Annotated in this window: 30 protein-coding genes; 20 read left to right on the forward strand and 10 right to left on the reverse strand. The window is 43.0% G+C overall.

Annotation, left to right across the window (positions count from 1 at the left end; translation table 11 throughout):
• Window positions 1-33: 33 nt before the first annotated feature.
• The 3 genes from EIZ58_RS00260 (at window position 34) to EIZ58_RS00270 (ending at window position 2,406) form a co-directional block, all read left to right on the forward strand.
• Window positions 34-996, forward strand: coding sequence for an ABC transporter permease (locus EIZ58_RS00260; protein ID WP_134698528.1), 963 nt, complete (start codon window positions 34-36; stop codon window positions 994-996).
• Complete coding sequence (locus tag EIZ58_RS00265; RefSeq protein WP_134698529.1) at window positions 989-1,783, forward strand: ABC transporter ATP-binding protein; 795 nt, start codon at window positions 989-991, stop codon at window positions 1,781-1,783. Before EIZ58_RS00260 ends, EIZ58_RS00265 begins: the two co-directional genes overlap by 8 nt.
• A gap of 71 nt (window positions 1,784-1,854) precedes the next feature.
• The gene (locus EIZ58_RS00270) at window positions 1,855-2,406 is read left to right on the forward strand and encodes a YkvA family protein (protein ID WP_134698530.1); all 552 of its coding nucleotides are present in this window, start codon (window positions 1,855-1,857) and stop codon (window positions 2,404-2,406) included.
• A 335-nt stretch (window positions 2,407-2,741) separates the two neighbouring features.
• Here EIZ58_RS00270 and EIZ58_RS00275 read toward each other — a convergent pair whose 3' ends face one another.
• Window positions 2,742-3,218: an N-acetyltransferase gene (locus EIZ58_RS00275; RefSeq protein ID WP_134698531.1), complete on the reverse strand. Its 477-nt coding sequence runs from the start codon at window positions 3,216-3,218 to the stop codon at window positions 2,742-2,744.
• Window positions 3,219-3,770: 552 nt separating this feature from the next.
• Between EIZ58_RS00275 and EIZ58_RS00280 the strand changes: the two genes are divergently transcribed.
• The 3 genes from EIZ58_RS00280 (at window position 3,771) to EIZ58_RS00290 (ending at window position 7,586) form a co-directional block, all read left to right on the forward strand.
• Window positions 3,771-4,913, forward strand: a complete 1,143-nt coding sequence (locus EIZ58_RS00280) for an ATP-binding protein (protein WP_134698532.1) — start codon at window positions 3,771-3,773, stop codon at window positions 4,911-4,913.
• A 214-nt stretch (window positions 4,914-5,127) separates the two neighbouring features.
• Window positions 5,128-5,985 (forward strand): S-layer homology domain-containing protein, encoded by an 858-nt coding sequence (locus EIZ58_RS00285; RefSeq protein WP_134698533.1) that lies wholly within the window; start codon window positions 5,128-5,130, stop codon window positions 5,983-5,985.
• 17 nt (window positions 5,986-6,002) lie between these two features.
• Window positions 6,003-7,586, forward strand: coding sequence for a DUF4855 domain-containing protein (locus EIZ58_RS00290; protein ID WP_134698534.1), 1,584 nt, complete (start codon window positions 6,003-6,005; stop codon window positions 7,584-7,586).
• Window positions 7,587-7,725: 139 nt separating this feature from the next.
• Here EIZ58_RS00290 and EIZ58_RS00295 read toward each other — a convergent pair whose 3' ends face one another.
• Window positions 7,726-7,923 (reverse strand): hypothetical protein, encoded by a 198-nt coding sequence (locus EIZ58_RS00295; RefSeq protein ID WP_134698535.1) that lies wholly within the window; start codon window positions 7,921-7,923, stop codon window positions 7,726-7,728.
• 213 nt (window positions 7,924-8,136) lie between these two features.
• Here EIZ58_RS00295 and EIZ58_RS32985 point away from each other — a divergent pair, with 213 nt between their 5' ends.
• The gene (locus EIZ58_RS32985; protein ID WP_167577410.1) at window positions 8,137-8,310 is read left to right on the forward strand and encodes a hypothetical protein; all 174 of its coding nucleotides are present in this window, start codon (window positions 8,137-8,139) and stop codon (window positions 8,308-8,310) included.
• Window positions 8,311-8,334: 24 nt separating this feature from the next.
• On the opposite strand, the gene EIZ58_RS00300 is transcribed toward EIZ58_RS32985, so the two are convergent.
• The 3 genes from EIZ58_RS00300 to EIZ58_RS00310 form a co-directional block, all read right to left on the reverse strand.
• Complete coding sequence (locus EIZ58_RS00300; RefSeq protein WP_134698536.1) at window positions 8,335-8,733, reverse strand: globin domain-containing protein; 399 nt, start codon at window positions 8,731-8,733, stop codon at window positions 8,335-8,337.
• Between the two features lie 74 nt (window positions 8,734-8,807).
• Window positions 8,808-9,257: a GNAT family N-acetyltransferase gene (locus EIZ58_RS00305; RefSeq protein WP_167577411.1), complete on the reverse strand. Its 450-nt coding sequence runs from the start codon at window positions 9,255-9,257 to the stop codon at window positions 8,808-8,810.
• Window positions 9,258-9,413: 156 nt separating this feature from the next.
• Entirely contained in the window at window positions 9,414-9,599 is a 186-nt protein-coding gene (locus EIZ58_RS00310; RefSeq protein WP_134698538.1) for a twin-arginine translocase TatA/TatE family subunit, read from the reverse strand.
• 196 nt (window positions 9,600-9,795) lie between these two features.
• On the opposite strand from EIZ58_RS00310, the gene EIZ58_RS00315 reads away from it, so the two are divergent.
• The 5 genes from EIZ58_RS00315 (at window position 9,796) to EIZ58_RS00335 (ending at window position 13,190) form a co-directional block, all read left to right on the forward strand.
• Window positions 9,796-10,725 carry a hypothetical protein gene (locus tag EIZ58_RS00315; protein ID WP_134698539.1) on the forward strand — a complete coding sequence of 310 codons (930 nt, stop codon included), beginning with the start codon at window positions 9,796-9,798 and terminating at the stop codon, window positions 10,723-10,725.
• Window positions 10,726-10,745: 20 nt separating this feature from the next.
• The gene (locus tag EIZ58_RS00320) at window positions 10,746-11,000 is read left to right on the forward strand and encodes a hypothetical protein (RefSeq protein ID WP_134698540.1); all 255 of its coding nucleotides are present in this window, start codon (window positions 10,746-10,748) and stop codon (window positions 10,998-11,000) included.
• Window positions 11,001-11,023: 23 nt separating this feature from the next.
• Entirely contained in the window at window positions 11,024-11,995 is a 972-nt protein-coding gene (locus EIZ58_RS00325; RefSeq protein WP_134698541.1) for an NAD(P)H-dependent flavin oxidoreductase, read from the forward strand.
• Window positions 11,996-12,224: 229 nt separating this feature from the next.
• Window positions 12,225-12,524, forward strand: coding sequence for a 4a-hydroxytetrahydrobiopterin dehydratase (locus tag EIZ58_RS00330; RefSeq protein ID WP_134698542.1), 300 nt, complete (start codon window positions 12,225-12,227; stop codon window positions 12,522-12,524).
• 150 nt (window positions 12,525-12,674) lie between these two features.
• Window positions 12,675-13,190, forward strand: coding sequence for a DUF3907 family protein (locus EIZ58_RS00335; RefSeq protein WP_134698543.1), 516 nt, complete (start codon window positions 12,675-12,677; stop codon window positions 13,188-13,190).
• Window positions 13,191-13,215: 25 nt separating this feature from the next.
• On the opposite strand, the gene EIZ58_RS00340 is transcribed toward EIZ58_RS00335, so the two are convergent.
• Together EIZ58_RS00340 and EIZ58_RS00345 are read right to left on the reverse strand one after the other, a co-directional pair.
• Complete coding sequence (locus tag EIZ58_RS00340; protein WP_134698544.1) at window positions 13,216-14,616, reverse strand: S8 family peptidase; 1,401 nt, start codon at window positions 14,614-14,616, stop codon at window positions 13,216-13,218.
• A 112-nt stretch (window positions 14,617-14,728) separates the two neighbouring features.
• Window positions 14,729-15,538 (reverse strand): metallophosphoesterase, encoded by an 810-nt coding sequence (locus EIZ58_RS00345; RefSeq protein ID WP_370297585.1) that lies wholly within the window; start codon window positions 15,536-15,538, stop codon window positions 14,729-14,731.
• 214 nt (window positions 15,539-15,752) lie between these two features.
• Here EIZ58_RS00345 and acsA point away from each other — a divergent pair, with 214 nt between their 5' ends.
• The 3 genes from acsA (at window position 15,753) to EIZ58_RS00360 (ending at window position 18,865) form a co-directional block, all read left to right on the forward strand.
• Window positions 15,753-17,471 carry an acetate--CoA ligase gene (gene acsA / locus EIZ58_RS00350; RefSeq protein WP_205672081.1) on the forward strand — a complete coding sequence of 573 codons (1,719 nt, stop codon included), beginning with the start codon at window positions 15,753-15,755 and terminating at the stop codon, window positions 17,469-17,471.
• 359 nt (window positions 17,472-17,830) lie between these two features.
• Window positions 17,831-18,223, forward strand: coding sequence for a poly-beta-hydroxybutyrate-responsive repressor (gene phaQ, locus EIZ58_RS00355; protein ID WP_134698545.1), 393 nt, complete (start codon window positions 17,831-17,833; stop codon window positions 18,221-18,223).
• Between the two features lie 99 nt (window positions 18,224-18,322).
• A complete protein-coding gene (locus tag EIZ58_RS00360; RefSeq protein ID WP_134698546.1) occupies window positions 18,323-18,865 on the forward strand; it encodes a transcriptional regulator, SarA/Rot family in 543 nt (180 codons plus the stop codon).
• A gap of 35 nt (window positions 18,866-18,900) precedes the next feature.
• On the opposite strand, the gene EIZ58_RS00365 is transcribed toward EIZ58_RS00360, so the two are convergent.
• Complete coding sequence (locus tag EIZ58_RS00365; protein WP_134698547.1) at window positions 18,901-19,581, reverse strand: tetratricopeptide repeat protein; 681 nt, start codon at window positions 19,579-19,581, stop codon at window positions 18,901-18,903.
• Between the two features lie 159 nt (window positions 19,582-19,740).
• On the opposite strand from EIZ58_RS00365, the gene EIZ58_RS00370 reads away from it, so the two are divergent.
• Together EIZ58_RS00370 and EIZ58_RS00375 are read left to right on the forward strand one after the other, a co-directional pair.
• A complete protein-coding gene (locus EIZ58_RS00370) occupies window positions 19,741-21,270 on the forward strand; it encodes a fumarate hydratase (protein ID WP_134698548.1) in 1,530 nt (509 codons plus the stop codon).
• Between the two features lie 54 nt (window positions 21,271-21,324).
• Window positions 21,325-22,386 (forward strand): M42 family metallopeptidase, encoded by a 1,062-nt coding sequence (locus EIZ58_RS00375; RefSeq protein ID WP_134699582.1) that lies wholly within the window; start codon window positions 21,325-21,327, stop codon window positions 22,384-22,386.
• Window positions 22,387-22,437: 51 nt separating this feature from the next.
• Here the strand turns inward: EIZ58_RS00375 and EIZ58_RS00380 are convergent, their stop codons facing one another.
• Entirely contained in the window at window positions 22,438-22,710 is a 273-nt protein-coding gene (locus EIZ58_RS00380) for an alpha/beta-type small acid-soluble spore protein (RefSeq protein WP_134698549.1), read from the reverse strand.
• 89 nt (window positions 22,711-22,799) lie between these two features.
• Here EIZ58_RS00380 and EIZ58_RS00385 point away from each other — a divergent pair, with 89 nt between their 5' ends.
• From EIZ58_RS00385 to EIZ58_RS00395, 3 genes are read left to right on the forward strand one after another with little or no spacing between them, the layout of a single operon-like run.
• Window positions 22,800-23,720: an EamA family transporter gene (locus EIZ58_RS00385; protein ID WP_240688902.1), complete on the forward strand. Its 921-nt coding sequence runs from the start codon at window positions 22,800-22,802 to the stop codon at window positions 23,718-23,720.
• 15 nt (window positions 23,721-23,735) lie between these two features.
• Entirely contained in the window at window positions 23,736-24,800 is a 1,065-nt protein-coding gene (locus tag EIZ58_RS00390; protein ID WP_134698550.1) for a M42 family metallopeptidase, read from the forward strand.
• A gap of 15 nt (window positions 24,801-24,815) precedes the next feature.
• On the forward strand, window positions 24,816-25,313 hold the full coding sequence (locus EIZ58_RS00395) for a hypothetical protein (protein WP_134698551.1): 498 nt from the start codon (window positions 24,816-24,818) through the stop codon (window positions 25,311-25,313).
• Window positions 25,314-25,500: 187 nt separating this feature from the next.
• On the opposite strand, the gene EIZ58_RS00400 is transcribed toward EIZ58_RS00395, so the two are convergent.
• Window positions 25,501-25,992: a molybdopterin-binding protein gene (locus EIZ58_RS00400; protein WP_134698552.1), complete on the reverse strand. Its 492-nt coding sequence runs from the start codon at window positions 25,990-25,992 to the stop codon at window positions 25,501-25,503.
• Between the last annotated feature and the right edge of the window lie 70 nt (window positions 25,993-26,062).

Genomic DNA, 26,062 nt, shown 5'->3' on the forward strand with positions numbered 1-26,062 from the left:
GTTTCAGAGAGAAGATGAGGGGGTATTAGCATCATGGGTCCAGCAATACTAGGCTCCGTTGAATCAGGTATCATTTTTGCTCTTATGGCATTAGGTGTATACCTTACGTTTAGAATTTTAGATTTTCCAGACTTAACGGTTGATGGAAGCTTCACAACCGGCGGCTCGGTAGCAGCCGTGATGATCATTAATGGCTATTCTCCCTTGCTGGCGACTGTTGTAGCGATGCTTGCTGGATTTTTATTTGGAAGTATGACGGGAATTCTTCATACAAAAGGAAAGATCAATGCGCTGTTAGCGGGGATTCTTTCCATGATCGCTCTTTATTCTATTAATCTTAGAATAATGGGAAAAGCCAATATCGGATTGCTCGGTGAAGAGACCTTGATGTCTCAGATTGGCTCCTTCACGAGTGCTTTTGGTCAATCGTTCGCTAAGTATTCCACCTTGATTATGGTTGCCTTTTTAGTAATCGTGATTAAGCTTGTCGTGGATTGGTTCTTAGATACAGAAGTCGGATTAGCACTTCGTGCAACAGGGGATAACCCTCGCATGATCCGTAGTTTCTCTACGAACACCGATAACACCATTATTATTGGTCTAGCTTTATCCAATGGGCTTGTAGCACTTTCGGGTGCTCTTATGGCTCAATACCAAGGCTTTTCTGATGTATCGATGGGGATCGGTATGATCATTGTTGGACTGGCATCTGTTATCATTGGTGAAGCTATCTTTGGAGATCGTTCGATTAAGAGAGCAACACTAGCGGTTATTGGTGGGGCTATTATTTACCGATTAGTGGTTGCACTAGCGCTACGAGTAGGTTTGAGTCCATCAGACATGAAGCTTATGACGGCACTTATTGTTATTATTGCCTTGATTACACCAAAAATCATTTCCAATATGAAAGAGAAAAAGAGAAAAGCAGCTAGACGCAAACAAAGAATCGAGTCGGCAAACGCACCTCATACAGAGGGGAGAGAACATAATGCTTAGACTAAAGCATATTAACAAAATCTTTAACGAAGGCACAGTCGATGAAAAAATTGCTTTAGGGCATGTTAACCTGGATCTGAAAAAAGGCGACTTCGTCACGATCATCGGAAGCAATGGTGCAGGTAAGTCGACCTTGATGAACATTATTTCGGGTGTAATGCAACCAGACGAGGGTTCTGTTGAAATTGATGGGGCTATTGTTAACCAGCTGAAGGAACATCAACGCGCCCCACTCATTGGTCGTGTTTTCCAAGATCCGATGGCGGGAACTGCGCCATCGATGACGATCGAAGAAAATCTGGCCATGGCTTATTCCCGAAATAAGCCACGCGGATTGAGAGTCGGTGTAAATAAAGAAAGAAGAGAATTGTTCCGTAAACACTTGGAAAGTCTGCATCTTGGATTGGAAAGTCGTCTAACTGCCAAGGTAGGATTATTGTCAGGTGGGGAAAGACAAGCCTTGAGCTTGTTAATGGCCACCTTCACACAGCCTAAGGTCTTATTGCTCGACGAGCATACCGCAGCCTTGGACCCTGCACGGGCGGCTTTGATTACCAACCTCACCAAAGAAATTGTAGAAAATTCTGGGCTTACCACGCTGATGGTAACGCATAACATGCAGCAAGCGATCGACCTTGGAAATCGCCTGATTATGATGGATAAGGGAACGATCATCCTAGACGTGGATCCAGACCAGAAGAAGTCGTTAACGATTGAGCGTTTGCTTAAAGAGTTTGAGCGTCTACGCGGAGAAAAGTTTGCAAGCGATCGTGCGGTTCTCGGGTAAGCATTATTTGCCTTCCCTCTAACTTGTTGTAAAATAGAGGAAACTGACAGTATCAGGATGGAGGCAAAACAGTGAATAAATGGGATAAGAAAAGCTCGGTTGAAGGTGAATGGAGACAAGTAGAAACAACGGAACAGCCTCAAGATCAAGCAGAAGAGACACAGCTAATTGTTCTGGAGAAAGAGCATGAGCGTTTTTACGATAAACTAAGGAAAAAGGTCGAGGAGTTCTTGAAGAAGCAGACAGGGGACAAGTCGGATGCAGCCGCCCAATATATTCTGCTAGCCCCGGATCTATTTGTACTGTTTGCGCGTTTACTGCAGGACAAGCGGGTACCCTTGAAACCCAAAGCCCTCGCGGGCGTTGTAGTTGCCTATTTTATTTCTCCGATTGACCTTATGCCAGAGGCCCTTCTCGGACCTATTGGATTCATTGATGATATTGTCTTAGCTGCTTATGCTTTAAGTCGAATTATGAATGAAGTGGATAAGCATATTCTACTTGAGCATTGGAACGGAGAAGCAGACCTGCTAGAAACCGTCCAGGACGTATTGAAAAAAGCAGAAGACTTAGTCGATAATAAAGTCCTAGGTACGTTGAAGAATATGTTGAATAAGAAATAGTGAAGGTGTCCCGATGTGGGACACCTTTTGGGTTTTGTCGGGGGGAGAAGAGGAGAGGAGCTGAGCGGATAAATTTAGATGGATAAAGTTCAACTATTTGATAAAAAAGGGGTAAGTGACACCACGTTAGTTGGATAAATTCCACCTATTGTTCAATTTCCACCGTTTATAATCATCTTTGGAAGGTTTAATTGACATTCCTCCACCTATTTACCAAATTAAGATAACATTTATAATAATAGTTGAACAAATTCCATCTATTTAGATCTGCAAGGGTAGTTCTCAATTAAAAGAGACTGTTTCCCCACCAAGTCGGGAAACAGTCTCTTACATAATTATGAAGCGATAAGACTAGGAATGACTTCCTTAATAACGGCAATCTCATCACAGGCAGGGAACTTAGAGCAGTTAATACAATCCTTCCAAACCTTATGAGGCAGCGTCTCTTTAGATACGACCTGGAATCCACAGCTGTCAAAAAACTTTTCTTGATAAGTGAGAGCCATTACTTTTTTGATTGCAAGCTCACGTGCGCGATCACATAAATGCTGTACTAACATTTTTCCGATCCCTTTACCAGCAGAGTTGGGGGCAACAACGAGGGAGCGTATTTCTGCAAGGTCTTCCCATAGTATGTGAAGGCCTCCTACTCCAATGATAGAACCGTCATCGGCCTCTACAACAGAAAAACAGGTAAGGGATTCGCACAAGCTAAGCTTCGAGCGTGGAAGCATCATTCCTTTTTCAGCGTACATCGTAATAAGTTCAACCATCGGATCTAAATCCTTAATGGTGGCCTGACGTATGATCATGTATAGAACCTCCCTTTCGGGCTTAGTATTCTTGTGAATAAATATACTTTAGATAATATAAATATACACACATTTACTCCGTCTGTCTATAACGAAAAAACTGTAGAAAACTGTCGAGCGATGATCCTGTCCTGGATTACTTGGATATGTTATAGTTGTTTTGTAGTAAATCCATTTCATTTCCTACTTCCGCCTCGGAGACCTTGATATATGCTGATAAAGTCAGCAATAGCAAGGGCTTCGGGGACTTTTTTTGTTTCCGGAGTAAACCTGTCTAATACGGTTAAAAATGACCTAGAACGACCTAATTGTGACCCCAAGTGTGACCGGACGGCTCAATGAATGTATTCCTACAAGGACATCTGAAAAAATTAAATACTTGTCTAGGACTTTAGACTCTGTTTAAAGTTTAGAATTCTGTCAAAATATTTTTATGTTAATAACCTTTGTTGGTAGATTATAATCGAGTTTTAGCAAATTTTGGCAGGTTTAAAAGGATTGTAGTGGGACTTTAGACCCGATTAATTTATCGTGCAGGATGGAGATGTTTTAATGCTTAAATCCTTTTGGCGGAAATTAGTAGGCCATATACAGGATATCCTTAACTATAGAAAAACGAAAGAGGAGCTAATAAAGGCCCAAGAGCAACTCAATACCACAATAAAAGAACAACAGGGAATGACGTTTAAGGCAAAAAAAGTGAATGGCCAATTTATTCATACGCTTTGTGATGGCGAGCTTTTGTATAGATTGGGATTAACCCCCCATGATGTCGTGGGCCAACCCCTAGAGTCATTCTTACCCTTAGAACTTGCGCGTTATAAAACAGAATATTATGAACGGGCGTGGCAGGGCGAAGAACTTACTTATTATGAAGGGACTGTTAATGGTATAACCTATTTAGCTTCACTCCGGTCCATTAAAAGAAAGGGTAAAGTGGTAGAAATCGTTGCTTCTTGCGTAGACATTACCCCCCTAAAGCAAACAGAAGAGCTCCTACGGAAGTCAGAAACCCTTTCAGTCGTAGGTCAACTGGCGGCAAGCATGGCTCATGAAGTACGCAATCCCTTAACAACGCTCAAAGGATTTCTGCAGCTTGCCCAACAAAAAAGTGAGATCTCTCCTTCCCATATTCAGATCATGTTAGAGGAGCTTGACCGCATCAATTTTATCGTGAGTGAGTTTTTAAGTTTAACCAAAAGCAATACACAGTTCAGAGAAATCGAGCTTATAGACCTCATACAATCAACGATCAAGTTCATGGAGATGCAAGCCAATATGTGCAATATCCAGCTTGAATGGGGTGTATTGGACTCAGGATCTACGATATGGTGTGAGCCTAACCACATTAAGCAGGTATTAATTAACTTAATGAAAAATGCCTTTGAAGCCATGCCTAATGGCGGGACAGTCAGAATTGGAATTGAAGTTGATTCAGAATATGTGTCTGTACGTATTCAAGATGAGGGGTGTGGGATACCAGAAGATCGACTCGCCCAACTAGGACAACCTTTTTATTCTACGAAGGAGAAAGGGTCAGGTCTCGGTTTACTCGTTTGTAATCGGATTGTTGAAAATCATAATGGAAAAATACAGTTTCATACCGATCTAGAAAAAGGGACGACCGTAGAAGTTTTCTTACCCCGTGCTCACAATGATTCTCAGAAAAATGACGATGTTAACTGTCTCTCATAAACGACACCCGTTATTATATTATGGGTGTCGTTTTTAATTAATTGTCCGATCTTCGTATTTATTTTACTTTTTCTTTTCTGCGCAAAAAGGTTAGGCGACCAGTGAATGGGTCATCCTGATTAACTTTACCCAGGTAATGGTACCATATGGTGCATAATAAGCTATAATTATCCTGCTTTATGCATTACTCGAATCGCATGGAGGTCTAGTGGATATGTTTAACAAAAAATGGATAAGTGGATTGTTGGCTGTAAGTATAATAGGGGGTACTTCTTCTATTGCTTCAGCTTCATTTACAGATATTGAGCACTCCTATGCTAAGGAGTCCATTAGGTATTTAGCCAAAGAAGGTGTCCTAAGTGGGTTAACTTCGGAACGTTTTGCGCCTAAGGAGAAAGTAACCCGTAAGCAGTTTGCCGTTGTTATAGCTAAGGCAATTGGACTGCAGCCCTTGTTCTTAGAAACTTCATCTTTTGATGATATCCCTTCTACGGATTGGTCTTATGGCTACGTTGAGGCCTTAAATCAATTGGACGTAATCAAGGGAGTAGATGGGCAGTTTCATGGGGAGCTGCCTATTACCCGTGAGGATGCAGCTGTTGTCCTCTATAAGGCCATTGAAGCGGGGTTGCAACCATCCTTATCCCTTTCAAGCATCACTTTCACGGATGGTACAAGCATAGCCTCTTACGCTAGGGAAGCAGTCGATTATCTCAGTAGTATGGGCATAATGCAGGGAAATCAGGGTGCTTTTTCACCGAAGAGTCATGTAACTCGAGAACAGATGGCTGTCCTTGCCAAATTATTGTTTGAGAAATACAGTCTGCTAGGCCAAAGTAAGGACTGGGCAGCATCCCCTATGACCGTTGAGCTTAAGGTAGGGGAACAAACGACGGTTCATATTCTTAGAGAGAAGGTATCCCCCTATACTACGGTTTATGGATGGGATGATTCCTTCATTGGATCGATTACCTCTTCTGGGTTATTTACTGCCAAGAAACCCGGAAAGGGATTTTTATCCGTAACCCTAGGTAATCAAACGCAATTCATCCTGGTAAAAATAACAGAATAAAGCAGAGGGGAAATCAAATGTTTCATAAGATGATCGTAGGGCTCTTAGTTATGAGTGTATTAATGGGAACCGTTCAGGCCAAGGAGGGTCAGGCTGCTAACCAGACTATCACCTATACAGTTAAACAAGATGAACCGGATGAGATGTTTAAACAAACAGAGTACAAAATGTACCCTGGTCCAATCGATGGCCTTCTCTCGAATAGTGATTCCTGGACAGGCTTCTTTCGGCAAGAGGGCCGTGAGATCAAGATAGATCTTGGAACGAATCGGGTGTTAAGTGAAGTTTCCCTGGAATTCAATCAAAATAAGGGGGCAAGTATTGTTCTCCCTAAGTACCTTCATGTCACGGTTTCCACTGACGGTCAAAAGTGGTATAAATTAGGGCAGGTTAAGCCCTATACTCTCTCTTCCGAATCCAGTGTGTTGAATCGGAGGTACGGTCTAACCTTTAACCCTACGTATATGAGGTATGTGAAGCTAGAGTTCCCAGTAGATGTCTGGGTTTTTGCCCGTAAGCTTGTTCTAAAAGAAGAACCTTTATCCACTTTGTCAAGACCGACCGTTCTAGGTCATGCTTCAGATGTACCTATCACTGACCAAGGGTATATGAAGATTGAGGGTCTAGACGATTTGGCTCTTGTTTATACGGGTGGGCATGGAGCAAAAGGCATTTGGGGAAAAGAGGATTTTATTCCGATGACTTCTTATGTCGATCGAGTGGGAAATATTCAAGGACGAATGTTTGATGCTTTTCTATTCCTCCCTTATCCGGGTCTCATGAATACAAAAAAAGAATGGGAGGGTTATTTGGACGATCTGTTTAAGAAGGGACAACAGCTGGACGCCTTAAACGAGGCAAGCAAAATGGTGTCGGAAAAGGAGTCTACACTAGGATATAAGCCGAAGGTCGTTCTTACACTGCCTTACCCAGATTCTAAACAAGAGCAATTCGGGCAACTAGATGATTCAGAAGTTCCTTTAAACTTTTCTCATACCTCCGTATCTCCCGAGGCTTCGGTGAAAGATCGTGCGGCTGCAGTTAAGTGGTATTACCAGGAATTAATGAGAAGTTGGGAAGAGACCTCGTTTTCCCATTTGGAATTAGTAGGAATTTACTGGTTCCAAGAGACGATGGATGATCGGATTCCATACGAGAAAGAGCTTGTGCAGCTAGTTGCTAATCTAGTACACGAGGACGGACATAAGTTGATGTGGATTCCTTATTTCGGCTCTCACGGTTACGAGCATTGGTCCACGTATGGGTTTGACTATGTGTTTCTTCAACCCAACTTTTATGTCAAGGATACGCCACCAGCGAAGCGGATGGAGAATATTGCACGTATAGCTGAAAAAAACCATCTTGGAATTGAGCTGGAGATGGACGACAATATTTTATTGAATCGCTACTATTATGACTTGTTTTATGAGCAGCTTAATAAAGGGGCAGAGTTTAATCTTCACACGCACGCAAGTAACGCCTATTACTTGGGAGGGTCAAAAGTTCTCGTTCAAGCCTCCAAGAGCAGTCAGCCGCTAGCTAGACAAATCTATGATGATATGTACCGTTGGATTAACGGAACCTACCAACCAAAACCGTAGAATAAGGAAGTAAAGAAGCAATGGTCACTAGTCCAGGGTTAGAAGTTGAAAACTACGAAAACAACAGTAGAGGGGCTCTCTGGGGAGCCCCTCTTTTTCGTATTCCTTCATTAAAACAGAGCGTAAAAAGGGTGATTTGTTAATCTCTGCCTTTTCTGATTTGTAGTTTTAGGTCTTCGAGAGTATGCTGTATGGTGTCAAGCTCTTCTTGATATTCTAATATTCTCTCATCCTCAGCGGGCTTAGTTTTAGTTCCTAACTCACTAAGCATTTGTTTTACATCATACTCTCTTTCCTGAGCAAGTGACAATAGGTATTGCAAGCTCTTCATCCTCATAGGAATCATCCTCCCATCACGTGAAAATGGTTGTATAGGTTCATTATACCCTTCCCAATTCGTCAAAGGAAATGTATATTTGCAGAAAACATGGTCTGATTTTAAAAGTTGGCTCTAGCCTTTAAAATTCTGCGATTTCCTAAGCATAAAGACGCATTCGGGAGAATAAAGTTAATCGTGAAATGGAATTTGAACACCATGGAGGTTTTAGGAATGGATTTAAGGGTAATAGATCTGCAATATCGGCTGGAACAAACTCAACGTCATTTAAAAGGAAACAGTTATTTAAGTCAGATCTATAAGGATGATATTGCAGAAATTGAGAAAATACTGATAGAAATTGAAGCGATGATGAGATACCAGCCAAATAAGCCTTACTTAATGTGATACGTAAAAAGGTAGCCGGAGAGGCTACCTTTTATTCGTGTCAGGACTATTAACCATCTGAAAAGCGACTTGTGTCAAGCGAATGAAAATGGTTTCGCGCAAGTTGGATTCTATGTTGATTTCCTCCATCGCGGCTTCCATGCAGTTTAACCACGCTTTTGCCCGTTGAGGTGTGACTTCAAATCGAAGATGTCTTGCTCTCATTGCAGGAGGACCATAGATATCGCTATAAGCCGTGGGCCCACCAAGAAATTGAGTTAAAAAGAGGGTTTGTTTGTTTTTGATTTCCTCGATCCCTTCTGGAAACAAGGGACTAAGATCGGGATCCTGTATGACCTTAGTGTAAAAGGCTTCGACCAATCTTTTAATGGTCTCTACTCCGCCCAACTCATGGAAGGGTGTTTGAAATGAGGATTGAGACATGTTGTTCACCGCCTGTGCTTAAATTCACATGAGTTGAGTATAGTAAAAAACAGTCAAACATGATGTGATTAAGCTCACATCAGCCTTTTTTGCATGAGGATGGTAGGAGCATAAGGGGGAGTGGGAAGAGGGATAAAGCCGAAGCGACGGTAGAGTTCATAAGCTTCAGTGTTAACTTTATCTACATAAAATTGCATGGTTGTAAAATTCCTTTCGATAGCATACTGTTCTAGAGTGTGGAGATAGTGAGAAGCGATTCCTTTTCCTTGGTATTGTTCTGAGAGTACACAGAGTTCTAGAAATAAGATCGGTTTTTTTTCCGTCCAGCTAAGAAATCCAATTCTCTTTCCTCTTGTTGTTGTAAGCATCACTACCCTTGAATATCCGTTCATAATCTCCAAAATTCGCTTGTCACTTAACCCTTGTGCGGAAGGATAATGACCAAGGTTTCGTTTGATTAAGCGGAGCAAGAATTTATTGTCTTTTTTAGGAATGCGATCCCGAAACTTAAACCGATAGGTCAACATAGTCACCCCTTTGTCACATCACAACCCTAATATTTTATGTTTTGTTTACGTGTAGGGTGCGAGTGGGGAGGGACGACGTACGGATTGATGCCATTTACCCTCGTAAAAAAAGGCTGAACCACGTTAACAGCGTGGTTCAGCCTTCTCTTATTATTACTTTATCAGCTTAGGCTCTTCTTTCTTGTCTTCATCATCCATAATTCCCTTTGTGGAATCCTTGAATTCCTTTAACGTACGTCCAACGGCACGTCCTAATTCCGGCAGCTTGCTCGGACCGAAAATGACCAATGCAATAATAAGGATGAGTATTAACCCTGGTACGCCGATGTTCGAAAACATATCATCATACCTTTCGATGAGAAATTTAACATTCTTAGTTTAGCTCAAAAACCTATTCTTAACAATGTATCTTTTTTCTATAGTTTTGAAAAGAATGTGACAGAAAAAACTATGAAAATATGAGACAAAGCTTGGGAGTCATGGTATAGTATAAATATACCAATTTTTGAGAGTTCAAAGGGGGGTAATGACACCATTGGCTAAACACATTTATACACCCATCAGCTTAATTAAGAAAGTATTTAGATTAGGGGAGAGGTCTCTTTCCCGTGATGAGATTTCCCAGAGGTTGTTAAGCGCTTCTGACGTGCAAGGTGAATGGGCAGAGCAAACGATACAATCTGCATTGGATCAACCATCCACACCTTTTCGAGAAGGGAATTCTCGCGCCATAATTGAATATGTACAAGAAACGCAGGCTCTCTCGCAGAATGTTTGGCGTATCTTTCAGGAAGCTGGAGGTCCGTTGACGGAAGAGCAGATCCTTCGCAAGCTGAGAAGCTTTAATCTTATTTCCTGGAGCTTTAATTTTGAACGCTTAGGTTTACAAGGCGACCACCGTTTTTCTCAGCTATCCGATCACCGTTGGATACTAAGCGAGTGGGAAATAGCAAATGATGAGATCCTTGCTTTTATTGAGAGCAAGGAGACGAAGGAAATCCTGAATAAAGACGTTCCTTATGTTATGCAGATGAGAATGGGAATGACGAAGAAAAAGTGTATCTTTCTTCCTGAACTCGATGATCGATTTGAGATCCTAGGGGACAGAATTACGTTACGACAAGACTTCCAGCCTGTCATAGAGGAAAACGCTGAACAAAGTGTTGTTCTTGACAGTTTATTGGATGATAATCATACATCATATATGGAGGTGGCGGCAGCCATGAATCAAGAAACTTTAGAGTTGGTACAAGAGACTGGAGAAAAAACGGTGGTAGACCAGGTAGTTGAAGATTTAATGGGTGCACTTATCAAGTTAGAAAAGCGTTCTACGGAGATGAAAGAGGAGGTTCTTTCTCATTTCACAGCTAACAATTTAGATGCCATCAAGTCTTTGCTATCGGAAAAGGAAAAAAATGAAAAAGTATTAGAAAAGATTAAAGATATTGTGGACGAGCTGTCTTAAAACTGGAGGAATAGAAGCCCGTGGATACGGACGTTTTCCTTGCTAAGCGGTTTGATCGGCTCCGTCAGATCATTAAGCTTAGAAATGACAAAGTTCAAGGCTTGGACAAGCAGGTCATTGAGATGTTTGAAGTAGGTAATATAGAAGGAATCGAGACTCTCATGCACAACAAGCAGAACATCCTGGAGACTAACCACCGCTTAGCACTATTTATCGAGAAGTGGGAGAGTCAATCTTCTAATTGGCTTAAGGAACAGCTGTATACTTCGATATAGAAAAGGGATTAGGAGTGTGTGCGATGGGTGGAAACAGGATTTGCGAGATGTTGGGCATTGAGTATCCTATTATTCAGGGCGGTCTCGCCTATGTGGGGAATGGAACCTTAGCTGCAGCAGTGTCAAATGGTGGAGGACTTGGAGTAGTGGGATCGGCCGGTCGATCTGTTGAAGATTTTCGTCGTCAAATTCAGATTGCAGCAGAAGCAACAGATAAACCTTTTGGGGTGAATCTTCCCATTAGTGAGCATTCGGATAATACAGGCTATGTACAAGCCATCCTAGATCATAAGGAGCATATCGCTGCTGTGAGCATATCAGCAGGTAATCCTAAGCCATACATACCGATTTTTAAGGAAGCGGGCCTTACTGTCATGGTGCTAACCTCCACGGTTACTCACTCCCTCAAGGCGGAGCAAGCTGGAGCGGACCTTGTGGTCTGTGAGGGATTTGAAGCAGGAGGCCATAATGGACCGGCTGAGATGACGCTGTTTTCCCTCATTCCTCAGGTAAGTAAAGCTGTCCGAATTCCTGTAATTGCAGCGGGGGGAATCGCTGACGGAAGAGGGATTCTCGCTGCCATGGTTTTAGGAGCAGAAGGGGTTCAGTTAGGGACACGATTTGTGGCAACCCTAGAGTGTCAAGCTCACGAGGCGTATAAGCAAGCACTAGTGAATTCACATGACGATGCTACCGTTGTGATGGAGAGGAGCATTGGCCGCGTAACCCGTGTACTAAAAGGAGCATTTGTAGACCAAATACTTTCACTGGAGAAGACAAGCCCATCCATTGAAGAGATGCTTCCTTATATTCGAGGGGTGAATAACCGAGTGGCTGCGATAGAAGGAAACTTAGAAGACGGGTGGCTGAATTGTGGGCAGGGCGTAGGTCTGATACAATCCATTGAGAGTGCCACAGATATAGTCAAGACACTGGTTGCTGAAGTGGATGCTCTTCATTCCGGATTTTCCGTCCAGTGGCCTAAATTAAGTTAGCACAGAGAGTGGTGTGGGGTCTTATCTTTTGGTTTGGCAAAACGAAAAGATAAGACCTTTTCAATGATCAAAAAAATGTATGCGATTACAAAAAATAGGAAGAGGAATTTGTAGTCGTGAATCAAAATATTCATACTATATAGCGTGAGGAGTGTCGGAAAGTAAGGCTCACTCCCTTATTTGCTATGAAGAAATGGGAAACCTTGTGAAAATGAAAGGAGCTAACCGCATGTCTAGACTTTCAAAAGAGCAAATCACTTTCAATATGCCTAAAATTCCAGGTTGGAAGCTGAATCAAAATGAAATTGAAAGAACGTTCGAATTCGAAGGTTTTAAGGAAGCCATTTCTTTTATCAATCAAGTAGCGGAGCATGCAGAGGAATTGAACCATCATCCGGATATTGTTTTACGGCATAATAAAGTATCTCTACTCTTGACTACTCAGGATGTTGGGGGATTAACAGGAAGAGATTTTGCTCTTGCACAACGAATTAATAAGCTGCTTCCTAGTAAAGGAAAAGCGGTTTAATAATCCAGGAACGGACCTCGATCAATATGGAGATCAGGTCCAATTGTTTTGGATTGAAAAATCAGACATTTTTATTGAGTGTATTTTCCTCTTCTTAAAAGGTGATGAATTTGCTAGAATAGATATAAATCAAAAGTTGGAGGGTATACAATGCCTGGGATTCAAGTAAGAGAACTTTGTGAAGAATCTTATCACCGTCTTAAGAAGGCGGCTTTGGACATTGAGAATTTCCTCAATTCAACCACATTGCAGGATCTAGTGAACAGAAGCGGGAGTCAAGAAGAATATGGCTTGTATTACAAAGCCTATTTGTCTGATTTAAGAAGCTTATTAGTACATTGTGAAAAGGTTTATGAAAATATTGCCGTGTGCTTGCGCAGATCTGAGTTCAATAAGGAATTTGCTGAGGAAGCTTTGTATCATCTTTATCATACTTGCGTAAATCTCTTCTACTACCCTAAGGGGGAAGTATACGAAGAGGACGGGCGCCATAGCTATACGGGTCGAGATGCCATCATTTTCCGTAAAGAAGTAACACCAGAGCTAAGAGAACTTACGTTATCTTTATCTAAGACTTTTGAATACCTTCGTGATGAGTTACAGTATTATGAAACAGATTATATCACCATGAAAAAAATGAACAGCCAAAAGAAAGCAACCATGTAGGTTGCTTTCTTTTTTTGTGGAATTTTTAGCTAAACCGATCCTGGAAAGGGCCGAACCTAAATCGGGATAAGAAACGTTGTCCCCACTTCTCCGTGGTCGGAGTTTGTTCTACGTGTGGTTTATTTGGTTGGGCTGGTGTTGTAACCATTTCAAGAGCACGGGCAATGTTGATCATCCCATGGCCATAATGGGGATCCCAGCCTTTAGGTCCTACATCCTGAGATGAGGTGCGTATGATCTTTCTAACTTCTTCTACACTAAGATCAGGGCTCACGGAAAGAATCAGCCCAGCAAGTCCAGCCACATGAGGACAGGCCATGGAGGTACCGGAGAGAGCCGCATACTCGTTGTTTAGGTAAGTGCTAGGAATATCGACTCCTGGGGCAGCTACTTCCACATAATTGCCATAGTTTGAGAAGTTCGCTCTATTCGCCCTTGAGTCAACGGCTGACACACTAATGACCTCTGGATAGGCTGCGGGATAACTGGATTGATTGGTATTGTCATTGCCAGAGGCCGCGACGAGAACGACTCCCTTATTGTAGGCATAGCGTACAGCTTCCTGCAGCATGGCGGAGTGATGATAATTTCCTACACTTAAGTTAATCACATTGGCACCATGATCAGTTGCCCACTGAATACCCTTGGCAATGTCAAAAGAGGAACCTGTGCCTTCCGGTGTCATCGCTTTAATTGGCATGATTTTGCTATGCCAGTTCACACCCGCAATTCCTACCGTATTATTGGTTCTCGCTGCAATGATCCCTGCGACGTGGGTTCCATGTCCATTGTCATCCTGGGCATTACTGTCACCACTCAATACGTTAAAGCCCTTTACAAGCTTGTCTTGAAAATCCTGGTGATTGAGATCCACTCCGGTATCGACTACAGCAATGACGATATCTTCTCGACCTGGGGTAATTTCCCAAGCCTGTTCTGCTTTAATTAACGGCAGATTCCATTGGTATCGGGTGTATAAAGGATCATTTGGCAATTTATTAGGCAACAGTAAAAAGTTAGGCTCTACAAAGTCGACGATATCCCGTCTGGCTTGGAAATAACGCATGAGTTCTTCCGTGCTTTTTGTAGAGGACTTAAAGATATGATAAGGGTCCCAATTTCGTTTTTGCTTACCGTCGATATCGCCTAGAATCTGTTTGATTTGCTGATCTGACGGGTGCTGCTTAAATTTGACGGTAACTTCTCGTTGCACGGCATGACTCTTGTCGTGCGCGTTATGGTGAATCGTCAGGATATGTGGACTGTGATTTAAGGTTTCTACCGTTTGGTGTACTTGGCCAATGTAGTTGATTCTCTGAATGTCGGGTCCCTCTTGTGGAGTAGGAGGTACATCCAAAAAAGGAGTTACGGCTAAAGCAAATAAGAAAGCAACAAGGGAGAAGGACAAGAAGTAGCGGATCCACATAGCATTCACCTCAAGATTTTAGTTCTTAAGGATATCATGGGTATTTTGTGAGGGAATCATGATGGTGGATAATTCCATTGAAAAAAGCCTTGAACCCAAAAGCAGTTCAAGGCTATTCTCCGGCAGTTAGAGTATGAAGAGTAATTTCAGGGCGTGATCTTAAGCGAATATTAAAACCCGTTTGCCCAAGGCCTTCGCTAATGTAGAAGGCTTTTTTATCATGGTAGTGCAATCCTTTAATAATATTCATACGAGGTAGCTTCCCCATTTTAGCTAGGTGATAAGGCTTGGGGTAGAGAATTTGGCCTCCGTGAAAATGACCGCTAAGCAAATAATCATAATGGTAATCATTCATCTTTAGTACGATGTTAGGGTCGTGAGTTAGTACGAGAACAGCCCCATCGTTGACGTTATGGTAGGCTTTCGCAATATCGCTGCGTTTTGTGCTGTGATCATCTATACCAACGATATGGATGAGTTTTCCAGCGTGTTCGATAACTCGATTTTCGTTTACAAGGACATGAATACCTTCCTCTATCATGGCCTTTTTCATACGGTCGAAATCGTTATCTTTAAGAACATAATCATGATTCCCAAAAACAGCGTAGATACCGTGCGTAGTCGGTAGTTTTTTTAGAACTCGGATATATTCCATGAACTTAGGGATGCTTCTTGCCCGATCCAGATAATCACCAGTCAAAGCAATCAAATCAATATGTTCGTCTTTTAGGTCATTATATAGCTTTTCAGGGCTGACGGAGAGGTTTTCCATATGAAGGTCGGACAGATGTAATACTTTCAGATCCCCGTTCCATGCTTTTTTAATAGGCAGTGTAATTCGAGTAAATACAACCTGCTTTGTGTTTTGATAAGCATAGAAGAGGATAAGGGACAAAACAGACAATAAAATAATCCACAACATGATATATCACTCTTTCTATACTAAAAGATATACTTGTGATTATATATCAGTTTCAGGCAAAAAGGGGACATCAAATATTGGTTATCATTCCATTCGCCATTTTGCTGGAATTTTCTCTAAAATTTTTTAAAAAGTATAGCAGGAATTGTTATAGACATAGAGAATTGTTATATAACATACAGACAGATATCCAAGTGAGGGAGTGAGAGTTGCAATGACCATTAGAAAAGATGAAATTCTCATGCTTGATGATAACGCAAACTTAAAGGACTATGACCAAGCCGTAAGCACCATCGATTGGGGGAGAGTAGAACAATCGTTTAGCTGGGCGAAGACAGGAAAGGTTAACATGGTGTATGAGGCCATCGACCGACACGTAGATGAGGGAAAAGGAGACCGTACGGCTTTATACTATACGGACGGGATTCGTGACGAGGATTATACCTACTCCCAGCTTCGACAGCTTTCTAGCCAATTTGCAAACGGTTTAAAACAGTTAGGCATCTCTAAAGGGGATCGGGTGTTCATCTTCATGCCGAGAAGCCCAGAATTATATACAGCGCTATTGGGAATTGTTCGCATTGGCGCGATTGCGGGTCCGCTTTTTGAAGCGTTTATGGAAGAAGCAGTCCGAGATCGTCTGCTTGATAGCGGCTCTGTAGCTATCGTGACGACGCCTCAATTGCTGAAGAGGATTCCAGTAGCTCAATTACCTGATTTGAAACATGTGATTCTTGTAGACAGTGAAGGGGAGGAACTGCCCGCGGGACACATTCGATTTGAAGATCTTCTTTCCGTATCTGATGACTATATCATTGAGTGGGTTGAGCGCGAATCCGGCATGTTGCTGCACTATACGTCTGGCTCGACAGGCAAGCCTAAGGGCGTTTATCAAGTCCACGATGCCATGGTTCACCAGGTAATGTCAGGCAAGTGGGTTTACGATCTAAGGGAAGGCGATATTTACTGGTGTACAGCAGATCCAGGCTGGGTTACGGGAACCTCTGCCGGGATGTGGGCTCCATGGCTGAATGGGGTTTCCATTGTCTTGCGAGGAGGACGATTTAAACCTGCAGATTGGTATGCCACCCTTGAGAAGTATAAGGTGACCGTCTGGTTCAGCGCCCCTACGGCTTTTCGCATGTTAATGGGCGAAGGCAATGAATTGCCGAAAAGCTTTGATTTAAGCTCCCTACGCCATGTTCTTTCTGCAGGAGAGCCGTTAAACCCAGAAGTTATTCGCTGGGGGCTGGATGTTCTTGGGGAGCGAATCCACGATAATTGGTGGATGACGGAGACCGGTTCTACTATTTGTGCGAACTACCGCAGTATGCCGATGCGACCGGGTTCGATGGGCAAGCCGTTACCTGGCATTCGTTTAGCCATTGTTGATAATGACGGTAACGAGCTTCCGCCGAATACGATGGGGAATCTAGCCATTAAGCCGCCTTGGCCTGCCATGATGCGAATGATTTGGGGCAACGAAGCAAAGTATCAGGAATATTTTATGTCGGGTTGGTATCTCAGCGGAGACTCGGCATATCAAGACGAAGACGGTTATTTCTGGTTCGAGGGTCGTGTTGACGATGTGATTAACACCTCCGGTGAAAGGGTGGGCCCGTTTGAAGTTGAGAGTAAACTGGTGGAACATCAAGCTGTTGCGGAAGCAGGCGTCATTGGCGTGCCGGACCCTCTACGCGGCGAAGTGATTAAAGCCTTTATTACCCTACGTGCAGGATATGAGGAAAGCGAAGAGGTTAAGGCGGACATAACAAGATACGTAAAAGAGAGATTGGCTGCACATGCAGCGCCACGCTTGATTGAGTTTAAGTCCAGACTACCTAAGACACGTTCAGGAAAAATTATGCGCCGAGTCCTCAAGGCGTGGGAACTGGGCCTTCCAACAGGTGATTTATCCACAATGGAAGATTAACTTATAAAGTCTTGCCTCTCCGATGCTTGTAAGAGTGGCAAGACTTTTTTTCCTGCAACATACCCAATATTTTGTAAATAAACAAAGGGTATGGATATCTCGTTAAAATAGGTAACAATCACCTTTATTGTCATTTATATCAAACTATATTGATTTGTGGTATGATGGAACTAACGAGACCACTTGTCGAAACGTTTTTGTATCTTGGGTAGATTCGAGCTTATTCAACACCATTTGCTGACTGAAATTGGATGCTTTTTCGGCATTATAGGTATTATAGGCATATAATACCTAATCTGGTAATACAATGATCACGTGAGGAGTATGCTAGATAAAAGGTTTTGGGGGGAGAGGACGAAATGTCTGATATGGAGAAACTACAGAATGATAAGCTGGGTGGAATTGCGGCAAGGAAAAACTTGCTTATCCCCTGCTTATTGCTTCTGCTTCGGGATCTGCGGGTTCACGGCTACCAGTTAATCCAGGAATTGGTTTCTTTCGGATTCGAATCAATTGATCAGGGATATGTATATCGGACATTGAGGCAAATGGAAAAGGAAAACCTCGTGCACTCACAATGGGACACGACTTCAGGCGGTCCGGCTAAACGGATCTATTCCATTACCCAACAAGGAGAAGATTATCTTAGTTCCTGGGCAACTACTCTGGAACAATACCAAAGAACCCTGGATCGATTCTTTGAAATGTACGAGCGCCTTTTGTTTTCCTCTTCGAAAAATAGCCAGGAATAATAAGATATTCAATCCAATTAAGAAGGATTTTTTATTAATAAAGGAGAATTCTTAAATATAAAGTATATAAATTTAAAGTAAGGTGGTCTTAGCTTAAAAATGGCAGAAAAAGATACCAAAATCTCCGGTGATTTACATATTATGATGAACGTTGTCCGTGCCATGTATAAGACATTAGAGGAGGATTGGACAAAGCAGGCGAAACAGCACGATTTGACCTCTCCTCAGCAACATCTTCTTTGGATTCTTTATTTTCGTGATGGCAGCACCATTACGGAAGTTTCGAATCTGGGACTCTGGCATATTTCCACAGCTATGCACCTCATCGATAAATTGGAAGAAAAGGATCTAGTTCGAAAAGAAAGATTACGAAATGACAAACGGGCTTCTCGTGTCTATCTAACTGAAAAAGGACGAGCTTTACGTGAAAAGATTGCGATGGAAGACGATTTTTCCACCTATAAGTTGCTTGCCGTGTTACAAAAACAAAGAGATATTCTAGGGTTGGAGTATGGACAACTCTTACAGTTTGGGTTATCGGTTACTCGTGACCTTTATGGGAAGGAATATACAGATTTTCTAGAGTCATCAGCACGGGTATTGGATGCGGAAATGGAAAAGGACAAGATTAACCAATCGTAATGAAAAGAGTTCCTGGACTGTCAGGAACTCTTTTTCTATGCCGATTTATTTAGTTCCCCAATTCGCTTCTCGATCTCATAATGAATAAAGTAAATCGAAAAATGACTCTTCTTTTGAAGCTTAGCTTGGTCAAGCAATTTTAATGCCTTTTGAATATTTCCTTTTGCTGCCTCAATTTCCGCTTCACAAGAAAGCAAGATCGTAGGGCTTATTCGTTTCATTTGCTTGAGCTTAGCTGAAACTTCGATGGCTCGACCGATTTCCCCAACTCTTGCCAGATTGCATGAAATTAGTGCCAAAATGTTTGGGGTTGACGGAACACGCTCGTACAATCGGATGGATATTTCTAGAGATTCTTTGTATTGTCCCCGGTAATAGAGAATCCACGAAAGATGACTGTAAAAGAATGTACGTATTAGCTGATTGCGAAGTCCTCGAACTTGGAGAATTTGTTGGATGCCCTTTAGTACAAACTTCTCTGCTTCATCATAATGACCTTCCAGTATTTCCATGGTAGCTCGGTCAAGCAGGCCGACAGCCGAGCGATTTTTTCGATAGGAGCGATGCAATAGGCGCTTGACTCCATTTGGAGATCTTCTAAAGAGTAAGCATAAGTATTGATATCGGAATGGATAGTAAAAGCGCAAGGTGGCAATGACCAAAACAACAACAAAACCAATAGTGAAGGAGAGGGGGGTTAACTCCATGGAATTCATGTTAGACCTCTTTCTTTTTTTCTTTGCTTCATCAGTATAGCATAAACGAAGGAAAGCTTGTTGGATGTGAATACTGTTCCATTTGGAGCGTTTGATATATAATAATAAAGGATTGAAAGAAACTAACGAAATAAATAAAGTTGGATAGGGGTTGAGGAGTTGAAACATTTAAAAGACAGTATTTATCAGCTAATTGTAGAAACATCGACAAACCTGCCACCTGATGTGCGCCGCGCAATCGTAAAGGCGAAGCAGATGGAGGATGAGGGTACAAGAGCTGCCCTTTCTTTGGCAACAATCGCTGGAAATATCCAAAGTGCAGAAGTTAATCAGTCTCCGATCTGTCAAGATACAGGAATGCCTACTTTTGAGATCAAGACACCAGCGGGAACCAATCAAGTAGAGATGAAAAAAGTGATTAAGGAAGCTATTGCTTTAGCCACGAAAAACGGGAAATTGCGTCCGAATTCAGTGGATTCCTTAACCGGAGAAAATTCAGGTGATAACCTGGGCCCAGGAACTCCTGTGTTTCATTTTGAGCAGTGGGAAAAAGATGAAATCGAAGTAAATCTCATCCTTAAGGGGGGCGGCTGTGAAAACAAAAACATCCAGTATAGCCTTCCCTGTGAACTCGAAGGTTTGGGAAAAGCAGGCAGAAATCTAGATGGAATTCGCAAATGTATCCTTCATAGTGTTTACCAGGCGCAAGGCCAAGGCTGCTCAGCTGGATTCATTGGAGTGGGGATTGGCGGTGACCGGACTTCTGGCTACGCGTTAGCTAAAGAACAATTGTTCCGTAAAGTAGATGATGTCAATCCGAATGAGACGCTGGCTCAGTTGGAAGATTACGTCATGGAAGCAGCCAACCAACTCGGAATTGGAACGATGGGCTTCGGCGGACAAGCTACCCTGCTTGGTTGTAAAATTGGCGTGATGAACCGTCTTCCTGCCAGCTTCTTTGTGTCTGTAGCGTACAATTGTTGGGCATTCCGCCGCCAAGGGGTAAGTCTGTCTCCTGAGACTGGAGAGATCCAGGGTTGGTTGTACAAGGACGGAGAAGTCCAAGTGACGGACACGATCCAAAGTGAAGAGCAACAAGAGAGCAAAGAAGTCGTGGTCCTTGAGGCTCCGATTACAGAAGAAAAGATTCGTTCTTTAAAGGTTGGAGATGTCGTCGTCATTAACGGATTAATGTACACCGGACGTGACGCCTTGCATAGTCATCTAATGAACCATGATAGCCCAGTAGACTTAAATGGGGGCATCATTTATCACTGTGGACCAGTTATGCTCAAGGATGATGCAGGCGAGTGGCATGTGAAAGCGGCTGGTCCGACCACCAGTATTCGCGAGGAGCCTTATCAAGCAGATATTATTAAGAAGTTTGGCATTCGTGCGGTCATTGGAAAAGGTGGAATGGGTCCAAAGACTTTGGCGGGACTCCAAGAGCACGGAGGCGTTTATCTGAATGCGATTGGTGGAGCTGCACAATACTACGCTCAATGTATTGAAAAAGTAGAAGGTGTAGACTTTATGGAGTTCGGAATTCCGGAAGCCATGTGGCACCTGCGGGTAAACGGCTTTACTGCTATTGTAACCATGGACTCCCATGGAAACAGCTTGCATGCAGATGTCGATAAGAACTCCCTTGAGAAGCTTGCCGAGTTTAAAGAGACGGTATTCAAATAAGACTATTTCTATGCGAAGAGAAGCCAATTGTTTTGGCTTCTTTTTCCCATGCACATGACAGAAAAGGGAGTTGGCGCTTTCGTGAAGACACTAGATTATGTTTTGGAGCAACTCGTAGCCTTATTGAACATTCCAAGCCCGTCAGGCAATACGGAAAAAGTCATTCAATATGTGGAGTCAGAGTTCCAACGGCTGGGGATTAGTTATACTCTCAATCATAAAGGTGGACTTATTGCTACAATCGCGGGACAACAAGCTGTGCCTCAGCGTATGCTGACGGCACATGTAGATACATTAGGAGCGATGGTAAAGGAGATTCACCCGAATGGAACGCTTCGTCTGACGAATATTGGTGGATTCCGCTGGCACTCGGTGGAAGGAGAATATTGCTGGATTGAAACCTCGCAAGGCAACGTCTTTACCGGCACCATTTTAACTAGACAGCCTTCGGTCCATGTGTACCGGGAAATGGAGAAGCTGCCTAGAACCGAAGAAAACATGATCGTGAGACTAGACGAAATCACGAAGTCTGCAGCCGACACGAGAGCCTTGGGAATTGAGGTCGGGGATTTTGTCAGTTTTGATCCAAGGGTTCAAGTCACGGACAGTGGGTTTATTAAATCTAGACATTTAGATGATAAAGCAAGTGTGGCTATTCTTCTAGGCGTCATGAAAGACATCGTGGAACAGGGAAAAGCTCTGCCTTACACGACTCATTTCTTGATTAGTAATAACGAAGAGATTGGTTATGGCGGGAATTCCAACATACCTAGGGAAGTCAAGGAATATCTTGCTGTTGATATGGGAGCCATTGGGGACGGACAAGCAACGGACGAGTATTGTGTATCAATTTGCGCTAAAGATAGCTCGGGCCCCTATCATAAGGCATTTCGCCAGAGGTTAGTGGAGTTGGCAAAAGAGGCAGGACTTTATTATAAGGTAGATATCTATCCTTATTATGGATCCGATGCGAGTGCAGCCTTGCGTGCCGGCTACGATATCGTTCATGGCTTGATCGGACCTGGCATTGATGCCTCCCACTCTCATGAGCGAACCCATACACAAGCGCTTGAAAATACTTTCAAGCTTATTCAAGCTTATCTTCATAGTCGTTAACTTAGAAGGGGTCTGACTCTACTGTTGAGTCGGACCCCTTAATTACAGTTGCTAATTTGTTGGATTACTCATTTTCTCCTGGGCCATTCGGATCATTTCCTTTACCATACTGCCTCCAATTTTACCGCCAATACTTCCTGCGTCCTTGGATTCCAGATGCCCGTTATATCCCTTTCTAAGAGGAACGCCGAGCTCCTTGGCCACTTCGAATTTTACGTCATCCGGCGTGGCTGCTTGATAGCCTTCTTTTTTCATCACCTCCTGTTTTAAACGCTGGAGTCCCTGCTGGGCCTCAGGTACGAGCAAGCGGTTTCGATTCGCCATGTTACAATCGCCTCCTTTGGCTTTAGGATGCGCATAGAGGGCTTTACTAAACGGACAGTTATCTTATATTGTAGGATAGAGGTGATCACTTGAATTATTGGAAATCGATTGTTTTTGTATTGGGGGGAGCTTCTTGCTATGGGATTCTCTCCACAATGGTTAAAACAGCCTATAGCCAAGGGTTTAGCCCTGCGGATGTGACGGGGAGCCAGATGTTTTTTGGGGCGTTGATCCTAACTCTTTTAGTGCTCATTACAGGGAGAATGGAAAAAATATCCTGGAAGAGTGGAAATTGTTTAACCATTGCCGGCATGTTTGTCGGGTTAACGGGCATATTCTATTACAGTGCCCTTCAGCTCCTACCCGCCTCCATTGCCGTTGTCCTTCTTTTTCAATTCACTTGGATGGGTGTCTTAATGGAAGCGATAATAGAGAAAAGGTGGCCTTCACGACCCAAGCAATGGGCACTGGTCTTTATCTCTCTAGGGACGGTTCTAGCGGGGAACGTCCTTCAAGCCGAATTTCGCCTGTATCCCTGGCAAGGGATGGTGTTAGGCCTGCTTGCCGCATTTTGTTATGCAGTGTTTATCCTGGCCAGCGGTCGATTAGCAACCGAGGTCAGTTCTTGGATGCGGAGCTTATTGATGGGCGTGGGCTCCATGCTCATCGTGTTCATGGTTTTCCCTCCCCAATTCCTAGTGGATGGGAGTCTGATAGAAGGACTCTGGTTATGGGGACTTCTCTTAGCTTTTTTCGGGATTGTGCTGCCTAATCTTCTTTTTACTTACGGGGTTCCTCAAATTGGTTCCGGTGTAGCCACGATTTTAAGCTCGATTGAATTGCCGATGGCGGTGTTTCTTTCCTATTTGGTATTACAAGAGAACGTGACCCTTTGGCAGTGGTTGGGTGTAGTCGTCATCTTAATGGGAATCGTGATTGTCGAACACTTCAGCAAGATTGAAATTACAGGAAATGAATGGGATACTAGTAAAAAAGCAAAAAAGCGCTAAAGGAGATTAGAATACATGAGTTGGCAGATGTCTCTTTTTAAGACGTTAACGGAAGCGCCAGGCGTACCGGGGTTTGAAGGACCAGTAAGGGAGATCATGAAGGAATATTTGACCCCTTTTTCAGAAGAAGTCATTCAAGATAACCTCGGGAGTATTTTTGGAAAGAAGGTGGGTAACCCGGAAGGACCTAAGATTATGGTCGCAGGTCATATGGATGAAGTAGGGTTTATGGTTACCCGGATCACGGAGAAGGGGTTTATTCAGTTCCAGCCGCTGGGAGGATGGTGGAGCCAGGTCCTGCTTGCCCAAAGAGTGGAGATTATTACCGAGCAAGGTCCTATTATTGGGGTGGTCAGCTCCATTCCTCCTCATGTTTTGAGTGATGAGGCGAGGAACAAACCGACTCCGATTAAAAACATGTTTATCGATGTTGGAGCAGATGATCTGGCTGAAGCGCAAAAATTGGGGATCAAGCCGGGTCAACCGATCGTTCCTGTTTGCCCGTTCACGATCATGAGCGAACAAAAACTTATGGCTAAGGCATGGGATAATCGTTACGGATGTGCCCTTAGTGTCGAATTAATGAAAGAGCTCCAAGATGTGTCCCATCCCAATGTGATTTATTCTGGAGCAACGGTTCAAGAAGAAGTGGGGTTAAGAGGAGCAGCGACGTCTGCACAAATGATTGAACCCGATTTGTTCATCGCCTTGGATGCGAGCCCTGCAGGGGATATTCCTGGCGTTGAAGATGGAATGGGAAAGCTCGGGGGAGGGCTTCTCATGCGGATTCTCGACCGTACCATGGTTACGTTGCCGGGCCTTCGAGACTATGTGATTGACCTTTGTGAAGCGGAAGATATCAAGTATCAGTTTTTTGTTTCTGCAGGGGGCACAGACGCGGGCCGGGTTCATACCACGGGGAATGGTGTACCCTCTTTAGTCATCGGGATCCCTGCCCGGTACATCCACAGTCACGCAGCTATCATACATAAGCATGATTATGAAGCCGCGAAAAAGCTTCTTCTCACCCTAGTTCAGAAAATGGATCATGCGACCTTAACGGAAATCAAGAAACGCTAATGAAGGAGTTCATCGATGCATCACCTTTATCTAAGAAGGAAACAGAATGAATCTATAATAGAGATTGAATTCTTGTTCGAAGATCATACGCTTTCACCGGCAAATCAGATCGTTACCCGATTGTTTCGTCAGATGCTGTTAGCTGTAGAATCCAAGCTAACGACCTTGGAGGTAGAGTATGTCGATGTTTTGCTGGCGAAACAAATGGGGATTGGGCGATCAACGGAGCTTTTGCAACGATTAGGTGCCACTAAGGATAATATTAGAGAGAACCGAAAGGAAAATGTGGTTTTAAGTCGAAGCTTTCGTGCTCCGCTTTCGGGAGAGGCCTTGCAATACTTTAAGAGGATTCAAGATCTTGAAGAGTTATCAGCTTTTTCATTTTGGGCGCTAGAGGAGAAAAAAGTGGAGGTCTACTTTGCTCGCAGGATATCCGCCTTCTTCACTTCTCTTGAAGAAGCTAAATTTCTTCAGCTATTAGAAGAGGATCGAATTCGCTATAAAATCGTGTAAAAAAAATGTAAAAGAAGATTGTATTGTGTCAGAATTTGTTATATGCTTGGTAATGAACCAATTTGGGAGTACCAATTGGTTGAGAGTTATTTTACCCAGATGAGAACATCTGGGTTTTTTTACTGTTTAAGAAAGTTTAAGTTCACGAAAGCATTAAAGTGAACAAACTTTCTTAAATTACTTTACTTTACTTTACTTCAAGTACCTCGATGCCTCGAATCGGTTCATGTCGGTTGCTTCCGTCTGGGAAAAGAAGATGTACAGGTCCGTCTTCGCGGATTGGCTTTCCATCTAAGGCAAAGCAAAGAATACTCTTTTTAGCTTTTTCCAATGGGAGTTCAATGAAGTCGCCGGACTGTAGGTGACATATTACGTGGGTCGTCCCTTCTAATGGTGTGGCGTTGTTAAGGAAGGGCTCGAACAAAATCCCCCAATCTCCAGAAATGTCTTTCTTTTCAACGAACATGGGCTTGTTTTCACTGGCAGGAGTAGCACCTTCACGTAATTCCTTGTCCCATAACTCACCCATCGTACGCTGGTAGGCTAGAGACTCGTCCTCCAATTGGTCTTGCTTAAAGAATTCTTCAAGGTGTTTTTTTCGATCATCAAAGATCCAGACTCCTGGGTCGAGTGTAATCGTATGTTTTACTTTTCCCTTTACTAAGATAACGTCAGACATAATTTTTACCTCCAGGTTTGAGAAGTGCTTTGGAAGAATTTTCTAGCACATCACAAAATTTTTTTTAGCT

Origin of the sequence: Ammoniphilus sp. YIM 78166 (assembly GCF_004522215.1) — a bacterium.
Taxonomy (GTDB): Bacteria; Bacillota; Bacilli; order Aneurinibacillales; family RAOX-1; genus YIM-78166.

What these genes read in the sequence shown, in the direction of transcription:
- EIZ58_RS00325 (WP_134698541.1), top strand. Translation starts at nt 11,024, where the DNA reads ATGGGTGGAAACAGGATTTGCGAGATGTTGGGCATTGAGTATCCTATT.
- EIZ58_RS00395 (WP_134698551.1), top strand. Translation starts at nt 24,816, where the DNA reads ATGCATCACCTTTATCTAAGAAGGAAACAGAATGAATCTATAATAGAG.
- EIZ58_RS00265 (WP_134698529.1), top strand. Translation starts at nt 989, where the DNA reads ATGCTTAGACTAAAGCATATTAACAAAATCTTTAACGAAGGCACAGTC.
- EIZ58_RS00280 (WP_134698532.1), top strand. Translation starts at nt 3,771, where the DNA reads ATGCTTAAATCCTTTTGGCGGAAATTAGTAGGCCATATACAGGATATC.
- EIZ58_RS00360 (WP_134698546.1), top strand. Translation starts at nt 18,323, where the DNA reads ATGGCAGAAAAAGATACCAAAATCTCCGGTGATTTACATATTATGATG.
- EIZ58_RS00330 (WP_134698542.1), top strand. Translation starts at nt 12,225, where the DNA reads ATGTCTAGACTTTCAAAAGAGCAAATCACTTTCAATATGCCTAAAATT.
- EIZ58_RS00335 (WP_134698543.1), top strand. Translation starts at nt 12,675, where the DNA reads ATGCCTGGGATTCAAGTAAGAGAACTTTGTGAAGAATCTTATCACCGT.
- EIZ58_RS00365 (WP_134698547.1), bottom strand. Translation starts at nt 19,581, where the DNA reads ATGAATTCCATGGAGTTAACCCCCCTCTCCTTCACTATTGGTTTTGTT.
- EIZ58_RS00300 (WP_134698536.1), bottom strand. Translation starts at nt 8,733, where the DNA reads ATGTCTCAATCCTCATTTCAAACACCCTTCCATGAGTTGGGCGGAGTA.
- EIZ58_RS00340 (WP_134698544.1), bottom strand. Translation starts at nt 14,616, where the DNA reads ATGTGGATCCGCTACTTCTTGTCCTTCTCCCTTGTTGCTTTCTTATTT.
- EIZ58_RS00345 (WP_370297585.1), bottom strand. Translation starts at nt 15,538, where the DNA reads ATGTTGTGGATTATTTTATTGTCTGTTTTGTCCCTTATCCTCTTCTAT.
- EIZ58_RS00285 (WP_134698533.1), top strand. Translation starts at nt 5,128, where the DNA reads ATGTTTAACAAAAAATGGATAAGTGGATTGTTGGCTGTAAGTATAATA.
- EIZ58_RS00290 (WP_134698534.1), top strand. Translation starts at nt 6,003, where the DNA reads ATGTTTCATAAGATGATCGTAGGGCTCTTAGTTATGAGTGTATTAATG.
- EIZ58_RS00380 (WP_134698549.1), bottom strand. Translation starts at nt 22,710, where the DNA reads ATGGCGAATCGAAACCGCTTGCTCGTACCTGAGGCCCAGCAGGGACTC.
- EIZ58_RS00390 (WP_134698550.1), top strand. Translation starts at nt 23,736, where the DNA reads ATGAGTTGGCAGATGTCTCTTTTTAAGACGTTAACGGAAGCGCCAGGC.
- EIZ58_RS00375 (WP_134699582.1), top strand. Translation starts at nt 21,325, where the DNA reads ATGACAGAAAAGGGAGTTGGCGCTTTCGTGAAGACACTAGATTATGTT.
- EIZ58_RS32985 (WP_167577410.1), top strand. Translation starts at nt 8,137, where the DNA reads ATGGATTTAAGGGTAATAGATCTGCAATATCGGCTGGAACAAACTCAA.
- phaQ (WP_134698545.1), top strand. Translation starts at nt 17,831, where the DNA reads ATGTCTGATATGGAGAAACTACAGAATGATAAGCTGGGTGGAATTGCG.
- EIZ58_RS00310 (WP_134698538.1), bottom strand. Translation starts at nt 9,599, where the DNA reads ATGTTTTCGAACATCGGCGTACCAGGGTTAATACTCATCCTTATTATT.
- EIZ58_RS00295 (WP_134698535.1), bottom strand. Translation starts at nt 7,923, where the DNA reads ATGAGGATGAAGAGCTTGCAATACCTATTGTCACTTGCTCAGGAAAGA.
- EIZ58_RS00275 (WP_134698531.1), bottom strand. Translation starts at nt 3,218, where the DNA reads ATGATCATACGTCAGGCCACCATTAAGGATTTAGATCCGATGGTTGAA.
- acsA (WP_205672081.1), top strand. Translation starts at nt 15,753, where the DNA reads ATGACCATTAGAAAAGATGAAATTCTCATGCTTGATGATAACGCAAAC.
- EIZ58_RS00260 (WP_134698528.1), top strand. Translation starts at nt 34, where the DNA reads ATGGGTCCAGCAATACTAGGCTCCGTTGAATCAGGTATCATTTTTGCT.
- EIZ58_RS00400 (WP_134698552.1), bottom strand. Translation starts at nt 25,992, where the DNA reads ATGTCTGACGTTATCTTAGTAAAGGGAAAAGTAAAACATACGATTACA.